At 69.3% G+C, this 12,535-nt stretch carries 11 protein-coding genes; 7 read left to right on the top strand and 4 right to left on the bottom strand.

Going from position 1 to position 12,535, the window contains the following annotated elements; all coding sequences use genetic code 11:
• The first annotated feature begins 28 nt into the window (after positions 1–28).
• The 6 genes from OEZ60_RS03185 (at position 29) to OEZ60_RS03210 (ending at position 5,461) form a co-directional block, all read left to right on the top strand.
• Positions 29–400 carry a winged helix-turn-helix domain-containing protein gene (locus OEZ60_RS03185; protein ID WP_263333141.1) on the top strand — a complete coding sequence of 124 codons (372 nt, stop codon included), beginning with the start codon at positions 29–31 and terminating at the stop codon, positions 398–400.
• A 60-nt stretch (positions 401–460) separates the two neighbouring features.
• Positions 461–1,201 (top strand): molybdate ABC transporter substrate-binding protein, encoded by a 741-nt coding sequence (gene modA, locus OEZ60_RS03190; protein ID WP_263333143.1) that lies wholly within the window; start codon positions 461–463, stop codon positions 1,199–1,201.
• Positions 1,198–1,878: a molybdate ABC transporter permease subunit gene (modB, locus tag OEZ60_RS03195; protein ID WP_263333145.1), complete on the top strand. Its 681-nt coding sequence runs from the start codon at positions 1,198–1,200 to the stop codon at positions 1,876–1,878. Before modA ends, modB begins: the two co-directional genes overlap by 4 nt.
• Positions 1,875–2,936 (top strand): molybdenum ABC transporter ATP-binding protein, encoded by a 1,062-nt coding sequence (gene modC, locus OEZ60_RS03200; RefSeq protein ID WP_263333147.1) that lies wholly within the window; start codon positions 1,875–1,877, stop codon positions 2,934–2,936. The genes modB and modC overlap by 4 nt, the downstream gene beginning before the upstream one ends.
• Positions 2,937–2,971: 35 nt before the next feature.
• Positions 2,972–3,667, top strand: coding sequence for a sirohydrochlorin chelatase (locus OEZ60_RS03205; RefSeq protein ID WP_263333149.1), 696 nt, complete (start codon positions 2,972–2,974; stop codon positions 3,665–3,667).
• Positions 3,668–3,796: 129 nt separating this feature from the next.
• Complete coding sequence (locus tag OEZ60_RS03210; RefSeq protein WP_317852815.1) at positions 3,797–5,461, top strand: Na/Pi cotransporter family protein; 1,665 nt, start codon at positions 3,797–3,799, stop codon at positions 5,459–5,461.
• A gap of 2 nt (positions 5,462–5,463) precedes the next feature.
• On the opposite strand, the gene OEZ60_RS03215 is transcribed toward OEZ60_RS03210, so the two are convergent.
• A complete protein-coding gene (locus OEZ60_RS03215) occupies positions 5,464–6,366 on the bottom strand; it encodes a phosphotransferase family protein (RefSeq protein ID WP_263333151.1) in 903 nt (300 codons plus the stop codon).
• Between the two features lie 87 nt (positions 6,367–6,453).
• Here OEZ60_RS03215 and OEZ60_RS03220 point away from each other — a divergent pair, with 87 nt between their 5' ends.
• On the top strand, positions 6,454–7,083 hold the full coding sequence (locus OEZ60_RS03220; RefSeq protein ID WP_263333152.1) for a class I SAM-dependent DNA methyltransferase: 630 nt from the start codon (positions 6,454–6,456) through the stop codon (positions 7,081–7,083).
• 50 nt (positions 7,084–7,133) lie between these two features.
• On the opposite strand, the gene OEZ60_RS03225 is transcribed toward OEZ60_RS03220, so the two are convergent.
• From OEZ60_RS03225 to OEZ60_RS03235, 3 genes are all read right to left on the bottom strand, one after another.
• On the bottom strand, positions 7,134–9,572 hold the full coding sequence (locus tag OEZ60_RS03225) for a GcvT family protein (protein WP_263333153.1): 2,439 nt from the start codon (positions 9,570–9,572) through the stop codon (positions 7,134–7,136).
• Positions 9,569–10,456 carry a choline/ethanolamine kinase family protein gene (locus OEZ60_RS03230; RefSeq protein WP_263333154.1) on the bottom strand — a complete coding sequence of 296 codons (888 nt, stop codon included), beginning with the start codon at positions 10,454–10,456 and terminating at the stop codon, positions 9,569–9,571. Before OEZ60_RS03230 ends, OEZ60_RS03225 begins: the two co-directional genes overlap by 4 nt.
• A 78-nt stretch (positions 10,457–10,534) precedes the next feature.
• Positions 10,535–12,535, bottom strand: a complete 2,001-nt coding sequence (locus OEZ60_RS03235; RefSeq protein WP_263333155.1) for an ABC transporter permease — start codon at positions 12,533–12,535, stop codon at positions 10,535–10,537.

Consider the following 12,535-nt stretch of genomic DNA (forward strand, 5'->3'; position numbering starts at 1 on the left):
ACATGCACACCGATTGCGAGGATTCGTCATGCCCAAAGCCTCCCGCCTCTCACCCGGCCTCAAGCTGCGCCTCGTCGTCGAGGGCGGCGAGTGGCTCGGCCCCGGCAAGGCCGACCTCCTCGAGGGCATCGCCGAGACCGGCTCGATCTCGGCCGCCGGCAAGCGGATGCGGATGAGCTACAAGCGTGCCTGGAGCCTCGTCGAGGCGTTGAACGCGATGTTCCGCGAGCCGTTGGTGGCCGCGAGCCGCGGCGGCGCCGGCCACGGCGGCGCCGAACTGACCGACACCGGACGCCGGGTGCTCGCGCTCTACCGGCAGATGCAGGATAAGGGCGCCGCCGCGCTTGCCTCCGAGATCGATGAAATCCACCGACTGTCCGTTATGTCCGAAAAGAAATAACGCTTGCCACGCCGCGCGAAACCCCGTTACCTCCAATCAGACACAACGCAAGGAGTGCCGATGCGCCGCGCCGTCCTTCTGGCCCTACTCGCGCTGCCGGGCCCCGCGGCCGCGGAGAGCGCGCTCGTCGCCGTCGCGACCAATTTCCGTCCCGTGGCCGAAATCCTGGCCGAGGAGTTCACCGCCGAAACCGGCCACGAGATCCGCCTCGCCGCCGCGGCCACCGGCAAGCTCGCGGCCCAGGTCGCCTCCGGAGCGCCCTTCGACGTCTTTCTTTCGGCCGACGAGGCGACTGTCGACGAACTGATCGCCGAGGGTCAGGCCGATCCTGCGGACCGCTTCACCTACGCGATCGGCCAGCTCGTGCTCTGGACCGCCGACGGGCGCGCAGACCTTTCGGACCCGGCGGCATTTCTCGCGGCGCAGAGACATGTCGCGATCGCCAATCCAGACCTCGCGCCTTATGGCAAGGCCGCCCTGCAGGCAATTGACTCACTTGGTTTTTCGGACGCGGTAGAAGGCAAGATCGTGCAAGGCGAGAACATCGGCCAGACCTTCGCGATGGTCCGCAGCGGCGCCGCGGGGGCCGGCTTCGTCGCGGCCTCCGGGCTCCATGCCGATCCGACTCTGGCTGGCGGTTCCTGGCCGGTCCCGGAGAGCGCGCACGACCCGATCCGTCAGGACGCGGTGCTGCTCGTCCGTGGCAAGGGAAACGCCGCCGCCCTCGCCTTTCTCGACCACCTGCGCGGCACCAAGGCGCGCGCCGTGATCGAGGCGAACGGTTACGCCACGTTGCCATGAGCCCCGGCGACCTCGCCCCTCTGTGGCTCACGCTGCGCCTCGCCGCGCTGGTAACCGCGATCCTGATGCTGCTCGGCACCCCGCTCGCCTGGTGGCTCGCCCATACCCGTTCACGCCTCGCGCCTGTGGTCGAGGCGCTGACCGCGCTGCCGCTCGTGCTGCCGCCGACGGTGCTCGGCTTCTACCTGCTCCTCGCCTTCAACCCCTCGGCTCCGCTCGGCCAGTTCTGGCTTTCAGTCACTGGCAACACGCTCACCTTCTCCTTCGGTGGCCTCGTCATCGCCTCGCTCCTCTATTCGCTGCCCTTCACGGTCCAGCCGCTCCAGGCCGCCTTCACGACGCTCGGCCGCGCGCCGATGGAAGCGGCTGCGAGTCTCAGTGCGTCCCCGCTCGACGCCTTCCTCACCGTGGCCGCGCCGCTCTGCCTGCGCGGCTACCTGACCGCGGCCGTGCTCACCTTCGCCCATACGCTCGGCGAGTTCGGTGTCGTGCTGATGGTCGGCGGCAACATCCCGGGCGAGACCCGCGTCATCTCGATCGCGATCTACGAGGAGGTCGAGACCCTCGACTATGGGGCGGCGCATCTCCTCTCCGGCATCCTGCTCGCGCTGTCCTTCGCCATCCTGCTCGCGCTCTACTGGCTCAACGGCCGGCACCGGCAAAGGGCGCGGAGATGAGCGACCTGTATCTGAAGATCGACCTGCAACACCCGGAATTTCATCTTGAAATCGACCGCCGAATCCCCCTTTCCGGCCTCACCGCGATCTTCGGCCCGAGCGGCGCGGGCAAGAGCACGCTCCTGCGGATCATCGCCGGGTTCGAGCGCGGCGCGGGCCATGTCGCCTTCGGTGACGAGACCTGGGAGGACGGGCGCCGCTTCGTGCCGCCGCACCGGCGGCAGATCGCGACGGTGTTCCAGGAGCCGCGGCTCTTCGGCCATCTCGACGTCGAGGCCAACCTCGCCTATGCCGCCCGCCGCAACGGCCAGACGGTGGCGCAGCCCGCGCTGATCGACCGCTTCGACCTCGGCCCGCTCCTGCGGCGCCGGACCGAGGCGCTCTCGGGTGGCGAGGCGCAGCGCGTGGCGCTCGCCCGCGCGCTCCTGACCCGGCCGCGGCTGATCCTGATGGACGAACCGCTCGCGGCCCTCGACCACGCCCGGCGCGGCGAGATCCTGCCCCATATCGAATCCTTACGCGACGAGGCGCGGATCCCGATCCTCTATGTCAGCCACTCGCTCTCCGAGGTCGCCCGGCTCGCGACCCAGGTTCTGGCGCTCGACCGCGGCCGGGTCACCGGCCTCGGCCCGGCCGCCGAGATCCTTGCCGAGGCCGCCGTCCGGCCCGGTTTCGTCGGCACAGAACCCGGCAGCCTGATCGCGGCGCGTGTCACCGGCATGACCGAGGACGGGCTCTGCGAACTCGGTTTTTCCGGCGGCACGATCCTTACGCCCGAGGCAATGGGGTCCACCGGCGCGCCGGTTCGCCTCTTCATCCGCGCCCGCGACGTGATGCTTGCGCGGACCCGCCCCGAGGGCCTGAGCGCGCTCAACATCCTGCCCGCACGGGTCGAAGCGGTGACGCCCCTCGACGCGGCCGCCGCCGAGGTCGCGCTCGACTGCGGCGGCACGGCGCTGCGCGCCCGCATCACCCGCCGCTCGGTCGCGGCCCTCGACATCGCGCCCGGAACCGAATGCCATGCGATCCTGAAGACCGTGGCGCTGGCCCGCGACTAGTTGCGTTCCGCTGCCCTTCCGTTAGGCTCCGCCCCATGTCTCGCTCCGCGCTCATCGTCGCCCACGGCCAGCCCTCGGACCCCAACCCCGCCGAGGCCGACCTCGCCGCCGTTGCGAAGGCCGTGGCTCGCGAACTGCCCGGATGGAGGATCGGTTCGGCCACGCTCGCCGCGCCGGATGCCCTGAAGAACGCCCTGCAAGAACTCGACAAACCCGTCATATTTCCGTTCTTCATGGCCGACGGTTGGTTCATCCGCAGCCTGCTGCCGCGCCGCATTGCCGAGGCTGGCGCGGAGGGCCTGCAGATCCTTCCCCCCTTTGGGCTCCGGCGCGAAACCACCGATCTCGCGATCCGCATCGTCCGCGACGCCTGTGCCGTAGCTGGCTGGCCCGAAACCGACACGACGCTGATCCTGGCCGCGCACGGATCGGGCCGCAGCCGCGCTCCCGCCGAGGCCGCCCGCGCGATCGAGGCCGCCATCGCTGGCGCCCTGACGCTCGCCGGCATCCGCACCGGCTTCATCGAGGAGCCGCCGGGCCTCGCCGAAGCCGCGCTTGGGGCCGGCCCACGGTCGCTCTGCCTGCCGCTCTTCGTCGCGCGATGGGGCCATGTCGTGACCGACATCCCCGCGGAACTGGCGGAAGCCGGCTACACCGGCCGGCTCCTCGATCCGATCGGAACCCATCCCGACGTACCGGCACTGATCGCCGGCGCCCTGAGGGCGGCATGAACCACACAGCCGTCGATCTCCCCTGCCGTTCGGACACGGAAGGCCATTGTGCCCGCGCCCGTTTTGTGAAGGTTTTGTGACAGTTTTGTAACGGCCGCGACTCGCAGCCACGCCTCGGAGGACCGCCGCTTGCCCGAAACCTCGCCGATGCTGTTCGTCCTGCATGTCGCGGGCGCCGCCGCGCTTCTGATCTGGGCCGTCCGCCTCGTGCGCACCGGCGTCGAGCGCGGCTGGTCGGTCCAACTCCGGCGACTGCTGCGGCGCGGCTCGGAGAGCCGCTGGCTCGCCGCACTCTCCGGCACCGGGGCGGCGGTGGTGCTGCAAAGCTCGACCGCCGTCGCCATCCTCACCTCGAACTTCGTCGCCGCAGGCACGCTCGCGGCCGGGGCGGGTCTCGCGATCCTGCTCGGCGCCGATCTCGGCTCGGCGATCGTGGCGCAGATCCTGCTCACGCGCGCTGACTGGCTGGTGCCGGTCCTGCTCGTGGCCGGCGTGGGCATGTTCCTGAAGTCGTCGAGCCGCGATTTCCGCATGGCCGGGCGGGTGCTGATCGGCCTCGCCCTCATCTTCGTCTCGCTGACGATGATCCGCGACGCGACCGAGCCCCTGCGCGACAGCCCGGCGCTTGCGAGCGCGATGCGCTATCTCGGCGGCGATCCGGTCACCGCCTTCGCGATCGGCGCGCTCTTCGCCTGGGCGGTGCATTCCTCGGTCGCCGCGGTGCTCCTCTTCGTCACGCTGTCGGCGCAGGGCATCCTGCCGGTCACGGCCGGCGTCGCGATGGTGCTCGGCGCCAATCTCGGCGGCGCGGTCATCGCCTATGTGCTCACCCTCGGTTCCGAGATCGCGGCCCGGCGGGTCATCGTCGCCAATCTCGCGCTGCGCGGCGGCGGCGCGGCGGCCGCACTGATGGCGCTCTCGTCGCTCGCGCCCCCGCTCGACCTGCTCGGTGCGACGCCCGCGCGCCAGGTCATCAACCTGCACCTCGCCTTCAACCTCGTGCTGGCGCTTGTGGCGCTGCCGCTCACCGGACCGGTTCTCGCGCTTGTCGGGCGCTGGATCACGCCACCGCCGGAAGCGGCGGGCCTTGCGCGGATCAGCGCGCTCGATCCCGCCGCGCTCCCGCAACCGGACCGCGCGCTCGCCTGCGCGGCACGCGAGGTTCTGCAGATGGGCGAAGGCGTGGAGGCGATGCTCCGCACCGTCGCCGGCCTTTACGAGACTTGGGACGACAGCACCGCCGCCGCAATCGAGGCCAAGGAATCCGAAGTCGACAAGATCCACATCGCGACAAAGCTTTACCTCGCGAAGCTGCAGCGGTCGACCACCGACGAGGATGTCAGCCGGCGCGGCCTCGAACTGGCCGACATGGCAGTCAATCTGGAAAGCGCGGGCAACGTCATCGCCGACACGATGCTCGGCCTCGCCCGTCGCCTCGACCAGGGCGGGGCGAGCTTTTCCGACACCGGCTGGCAGGAGATCAAGGATTTCCACGACCGCGTGCTCGCCAATGCTCAGGCCGGACTCAACGTGCTGATGACGCTCAACCCCGATGCCGCGCGCGCGCTGGTCGAGGAAAAGGACCATGTCCGCGACATGGAGCAGCGTCTGCAGCGCTCGCATCTCGACCGGCTGAAGCAGGGCCTGACCGAGAGCATCGAGACCTCGAACATCCACCAGGAGACGCTCCGGGCGTTGAAACAGGTCAACTCCGCCTTCACCATGATCGCCTATCCGATCCTGTCGGAGACCGGCGATCTTCTGGCGAGCCGCCTGACCCGCCAAAGCGGCTGAAGTCAGGCCGCCACCGCCTTGAGATGGCGGGAGAAGTCTGGATCGGCCATCAGCGCCTTGCAGCGTGCGAAGCGGCCGTCGGCATAGGCACGGAAATCCTCGGCCGGGTTGCCGGCGGCAAGCTGGATGAGGCCCCAGAGCGTCCAGAGAAGGTCGCACATCGCCTTGTAGATCACCATTCGCCCCCGGTCGCGCGGCACGGGTTCGCCGCCGAAATAGGCCCGCAGCATCTCCTCGTCCTGACCGGCCCCGAACCCGCCCTCGACCGAGAGATCGCCGAGATCCCACATCGGATCGTTCATGCCGGAATATTCCCAGTCGACGATCCACATCCTGTCCCCGGTATCGAGGAAGTTCTCGCACAGCGGATCGCAGTGGCAGGGCGCGAGCGGCAGCGGCCTCGCGGCCAGCGCCTCGCGCACCGCGCCCGCCTCGGCGACGACGTCGTGATAGCCCTTCGGCAGGGCCACGTCCTTGGTCGCCAGCACGCCGAGGTAATCGTCGATCATCTGAAAGAGCTCGAAACGGAAGGGAAAGACGGCGCCCGAGCCATGCAGCTTCGCGAAGGCCGCGCCCGCGCGCGCCGCCGCGCCGGGACGGGCGCTGAACGCCTCGGGGCTCATCGTCACCGTGCCCGCGATGAACTCGGTCACCATGATCCCGGTGGCGGGATCGGCATGGATCACTGCCGGGCTCACCCCCGCCCGCGCCGCCTCGCGCGCCGCGACCGCCTCGTTCGCTCGGTCGATATATTCCTCGGTCCCCGCCCCCGGCAGCCGCAGGCAATGGCTTCCCACCCGGTAGACCCGGTTCGTCAGCCCGCCGAGCCGCTCGACCGGCCCACCGTCGCGGGCAAGCGCCGGGATCGCCGCGATCGCCGCCCTTAGCTCGTCATCCTCACGCATCGGCCCTCACTTCCCTTTCCCGCACAAAGGATTTCACATTCCCCACCCCGCGGCTATCATCCGCCCGACCTTCAGGGGAACCGATCCATGGGCGAGAGCAAGCATCAGGGCCATCTCGGCGCGGTCTACGGCGCGGCGAGCGCCGATGAGGTCGCGCGGCTCTACGACGGCTGGGCGGAGAGCTACGAGGCCGAGATGGCCGCCGCCGGCTATCGGCACCCGACGATCTGTCTCGCGCTTCTCGCCCGCCACCTGCCGCGCGGCGCCGCCCCCCTGCTCGATGCCGGCGCCGGCACCGGGCTCCTCGGCGACTGGCTCGGGATCCTCGGCTATCCCGAGGTCGAGGCGCTCGACCTTTCCGAAGGCATGCTCGCCATCGCCGCGCGCAAGGGCGTCTATACTAGGCTTCACCGCCTCGCCCTCGGCCGGACCCTGCCCTTCGCCGACGGCGCGTTCGCGGCCGTGGTCTCGGCCGGCGTCTTCACCTCGGGCCATGTCGGCGCCGAAGGCCTCGACGAACTGGTCCGCATCTGCCGACCCGGGGGCGTGATCGTGCTCACCGTCAAGACGACGCTCTGGCAGCAGGGCTTTGCCCGGCGCATCGCCGAACTGACCCCCGCCGTCACCCTCGCCGAGGAAACCGCGCCCTATGTCTCGATGCCGGGCGAGGCCGGCACCGTCCCGAGCCTCGCCATCGTCCTGCGCCGCGAACCCTGACCCCTTCATCTTGCCGAAAATATCCTCGCCGGAGGCAAGCAACACCCGCCTCATGCGCGCACTCTGAGATTGCCTGGATCATAGAACGGCGCGAGCCCGATCTCTGCCGCAAAGACCTCGTTCGCGACGACCAGCTCGTAGCGACCCGACATCAGGAAATCGTCGGTCACGCCCCCGGTATGGCGCACGTAGCCGTAGCCGACGCTCTTTCCGACCGTGTAGCCATGGCCCCCCGAGGTCAGATAGCCCACCGCCTCACCATCCCGGAGGATCGTCTCGCGCCCCACGAGCACCGCCGCCGGATCGTCGATCGTGAACCCCGCGAGCCGCTTCGCCGGCACCTGCCCCGCCAGCGCCTCCAGCGCCGCCCGGCCGATGAAATCGGTGTTCCGGTTCAGCTTCACCGCCCAGCCGAGCCCCGCCTCGAAGGGCGTGTCGGCCGGCGTGATATCGGCCGACCAGGCGCGGTATCCCTTTTCAAGCCGCAGGCTCTCGATCGCGCGGTAGCCCACCGGGCGAACCCCCTCGCCGGCACCCGCCGCCATCAGCGCGTCGTATACCGCGCCAGTCGCGTCGAGCGGCACATGCAGCTCCCAGCCAAGTTCGCCCACATAGGTGATGCGGAGCGCGCGGACCCTGGCCCCGGCCACCTCGATCTCACGCACATGGCCGAACGGGAAACCCTCGTTCGACACATCCGCGTCCGTGACCCGCGCCAGTACGTCGCGGGCCCTTGGCCCCATCAGCGACAGCACCCCCCAATCCTCGGTCACGTCGCGGACCGCGACATCGCCCTCCGGTAGGTGCTCGGCGATCCAGGCGAGGTCATGGGCCCGGAACCCGGTTCCGGTGACGATGTAGAACCGGTCCTCGGCAAGCCGTGCGACGGTGAGGTCGGCCTCGATCCCGCCGCGCGAGTTCAGAAGCTGCGTATAGGTCAGCCGCCCCGGCGCCTTCGCCACGTCGCCCGCGCAGACATGATTCAGCGCCCGCGCCGCGTCCGGGCCCGTCACCTCGTATTTCGCGAAGGAGGACTGGTCGAAGATTCCCACCGCCTCGCGCACATGGCGATGCTCGGCGCCGACATGGTGGAACCAGTTCTGCCGCCCCATCGCATAGAGATCGCGCGGCTCCACCCCCTCAGGTGCGAACCAGTTCGGCCGCTCCCATCCGAGCTTCGAGCCGAAGACCGCCCCGTGCCGCTTCAGCCGCTCATAAAGCGGCGAGACGATACGCGGCCGGCCCGAGGTATATTCCTCGTGCGGATAGGCGATGGTGTAGTGCTTGCCATACGCCTCGCAGGTCCGTGCCGAGACCCAGTCGCGGTCCCGGTGCAGCCCGGAGAAGCGGCGGACATCGACCGACCAGAGATCCAGGGGCGCCTCGCCCCGGATCACCCAGTCGGCGAGCACCCAGCCGGCACCGCCGCCCGAGGCGATGCCGAAGGCGTTGAAGCCCGCGCCGACGAACATGTTGGCGCATTCCGCCGCGCGCCCGAGAATAAAATTTCCATCCGGCGTAAAGCTTTCCGGCCCGTTGATCATCTGCTTGACGCCGACCTCGGACAGCGCCGGAACCCGTGCGATCGCCTGCACCAGATGTTGCTCGAAATGGTCGTAGTCATCCTCGAAGAGGTGGAACTGCCAGTCGTTCGGGATGTCGCCCGTGGACAGGGGCTGCGGGTTCGGCTCGTAGCCCCCCATGACCAGCCCGCCGACCTCCTCCTTGAAGTAGGTTCGCCGGTCGGGGTCGCGCAGGGTCGGCGCGTCGCCAGCAAGCCCCGGCACCTTCCCGGTGACGATGTACTGGTGGCGCACCGCCTGCAGCGGCACGTTGATCCCGGCCATCGCACCGACCTGCCGCGCCCATTGCCCGGCGCAGTTGACCACCGTCTCGCAAGCAATTGCGCCCTGGTCGGTCTCGACATGGGTGATCCGGTCGCCCGCCATCCGGAATCCCGTGACCCGCACCCCCTCGAAGATCCTCGCACCATGCATCCGCGCGCCCTTCGCGAGCGACTGGGTGATGTCGGAGGGCGAGGCCTGCCCGTCGGTCGGCAGCCAGCTTGCGCCCACGAGGTCGGAGACCTCCATCAGCGGCCACATCCGCTTCACCTCATCGGCGGGAATCAGATGCATCTCCATCCCGAAGGACCGCGCCGTGGTGGCGAGCCGCTTGTACTCGGTCCAGCGGTCCGCGTTGGTGGCAAGGCGCAGGCAGCCCGTCATCTTCCAGCCGGTCTCGAGCCCGGTCTCGGCCGCGAGCCCCTTGTAAAGCTCGACCGAGTACTTCAGCACCCGGGTGATCGCCGCCGAGGAGCGGAGCTGGCCAACCAGCCCCGCCGCATGCCAGGTGGAACCGGAAGTCAGCCGCCCCTGCTCCAGAAGCACAACCTCGGCGCGGTGATCGCGGGCGAGGTGATAGGCGGTCGAACAACCGATGATGCCGCCGCCGATGACGACGATCCGGGCGTGAGAGGGAAGTGTCATAGCGGCACCTTTCCGTGGCGGCCCTGATAGCGGTCGAGCGCGGCGTCGAGCCGGCCGAGATAGTCGCGCGCATGGGCGTCGTAATCGGCCCCCGGTGCGGCAAGGAAGATCTCCGACACCATCGCCCACATCGCCTCGCGCGCGAGCGAGGCGCATTGCATCGCGTCGAAAGCGCGGACCATCGCGGCCTCCGGCACCGCGCCGAAATAGGCACCCAGCAACGCCTCCGCCGCCTCGGCACCCATCCCGGCATTGGAGGCGACCCCGGCAAGGTCGAACATCGCCGTGCCGAAACCCGCATACTCGTAGTCGATGAGCCAGAGCCGCCCGTCCGCATCCTCGAGGAAATTCGCCGGCAGGAGATCGTGATGGCCGTAGACGATCGGCAGGGGCAACTGCGCCGCCTCCATCGCCGCCGCGACGCCGGTCAGACGCGGCAAGTCCAGCGCGAAGCGGCTCTTCCGCTCGGCGAGCACCCGCGCATAGTCGCGGATCACGTGGAACACCCAGAACATCGCTGCCGGGCCAGAGACTTCGAGCGGCATCTTCGCGTGGAACGCGCGCAGATACCGCCCCACCCGTTCCGGATCGGCGGCAACCTCCGCCTCGCCCCAGGTCCGCGCGTCGACGAAGGCCGAGACCATCACGCCGGGCCCTGCGAATTCCACCTCCGGCGCGAAGCCCGCCCGGTACGCCGCCCGCGTCGCCATCACCTCGTTGGCACGGCTCACGTGGTGGAAGGGGAAATCCTCGCCGAACCGCACGACATGGGAACCGGCCGCGTCCACCACCTTCCAGCTCTCGTTCGACAGCCCCCCGACCAGCGGCTCGGCAACGATCTCGCCCCGCCAGCAGGGCAGCGCCCGGATGCGATCAAGTGCCACCGCCCGCCCCTTCTTCATTGCCCCAAATACCCCCGCCGGAGGCTCCCGCGCCCGCCACACGCGCACCGCCCGCAACCCTCATGCCGCCCCCTCCCCGAGCCCGAGCCGTGTCCGGGCCGCGCGTGCTCCGGCATGGATCAGCCGGTCCGTTATGATGGCGATGAAGGCGACCGCGAGCCCGGCGACGAGCCCCCGCCCCGGATCGGCCTTGGTGAGCGCGATATAGACCTCTTGACCAAGGTCGCGGGTACCGACAAGCGCGGTGATCACCAGCATCGACAGCGCGAACATCACGGTCTGGTTCAGCCCCAGAAGGATCTCCGGCGCCGCGAGCTTCAGCTTGATACGCCAGAGGATCTGGCGCGGCGTGCAGCCCATTGCGCGCCCGGCCTCGAGAAGCCGCGGATCGACGCCCTGGAGCCCGAGCACCGTGTAGCGGATCGCCGGCGCCACCGAATAGGCCACGACCGCGATCATCGCGGTGAAGTCGCCCACGCGGAAGAGCATCACTGCCGGCATCAGATAGACGAAGGAAGGCAGCGTCTGGAGCGTGTCGATCACCGCCCGCACCACGGTCCAGAGCCGCTCGCGCTCGGCCGCGAGGATGCCGATGGGCACCCCGATCAGCATCGCGAACATCACCGAGATGCCGCAGAGATAGACGGTAATCATCGCCTTCTCCCACTGCCCCGTCGCGGCGATGAGACCGGCCAGGACCGCGACCAGCGCCGCAAGCCGCCAGCCGCCGAGCCGCCAGCCGGCATAGCCAAGAAGCCCCGCGACGCCGAGCCAGGGCAGGCCGAGCAGGAACCGCTTGAACGGCACCAGCAGGTTCAGCAGAATCGCATTCTTCACCGCCTCGATCGCGTCGAAGAAGTTGACGTTGATCCAGGCCACGACATCGGACCAGAAGCGCCCGGTGGAAAGCTCCGCCGCTTTCGGGTAGCTCTGCACCGCCGGCAGGACGAGCCCTACAAGCCCCGCGATCAGGATCGTCGCCAGCGCGCTTGCCAGATAGGGATGCCGCTCGACGATATTCCCCGTTGGGATTGCGCCCGCCTTGCTGACCGCGAAGGCCTGGCTCAGCCGGTCGAGCGCCACGGCGAGTGCCACGATGGCGAGCCCGGCCTCGAGCCCGGCGCCGAAATCGAGCCGCCGCAACGCTGCCAGCACGTCGAAGCCAAGCCCGCCCGCACCGATCATCGAGGCGATGATGACCATGTTCAAAGACAGCATGATCACCTGGTTCACGCCCACCATCAGCGCCGGCATCGAGGCCGGCACCATCACCCGCCAGAGCATCTGGCGCCGCGAGCAGCCGACCATGCGGCCGAGATCGGTCAGCTCCCCCGGCACCCGCGCGAGCGCCAGATGCGTGATCCTCGTCATCGGCGGCATCGCATAGATCAGCGTCGCCACCACCGCCGCCGTCGGACCGAAGCCGAAGAGAAAGAGGATCGGCACCAGATAGGCGAAGACCGGGATCGTCTGCATCAGGTCGAGGACGGGACGGATCGCCCGCTCGAAGGCCGGGCTCCGCCAGGCGAGGATGCCGAGCGCGCCACCTCCGAGGACGCCGAGCGGTACCGCGACGAGGATCGAGGCAAGCGTCACCATCGCACTTTGCCACTGCCCGAAGACCGCGATGAAGCCGAGGCAGGCGGCGGCCAGCGCCGCAAGCCGCCAGCCGCCCGCGCGAAGCCCGATCAGCGCGAAGACGACGATCACCGCGACCCACGAGAGGGGCGGCGTGATCTGAACCGCCGCCGAGCCCTCGCCCTTGAGGAACCCGGTCGAGAGAAGACTGAGCGCAATCCGGTAGGGAAAGTCGATCACGGCGGCGATGAAGCGGGTGAACTCGGCGAAGGTGAAGAGCCCGAATGTCGCCTCGTTCAGGAGCCATTTGGTGAAGCCGGTGATCCATCGCGCCGCCGGGACGGTCCAGCCGCGCGGATAGTCGAACGCCCACGGCACGAGCCCCGCCCCGAACTTCCACAAGAGAAGGAACGCCAGAAGCGCCACCGCCCAGCCGGACCAACGCGGCAGGACGGGACGGGCAGGCAGGGCGGCCGTCTCCAT

Source organism: Albidovulum salinarum, assembly GCF_025673475.1.
GTDB classification, from domain to species: domain Bacteria; phylum Pseudomonadota; class Alphaproteobacteria; order Rhodobacterales; family Rhodobacteraceae; genus Albidovulum; species Albidovulum salinarum.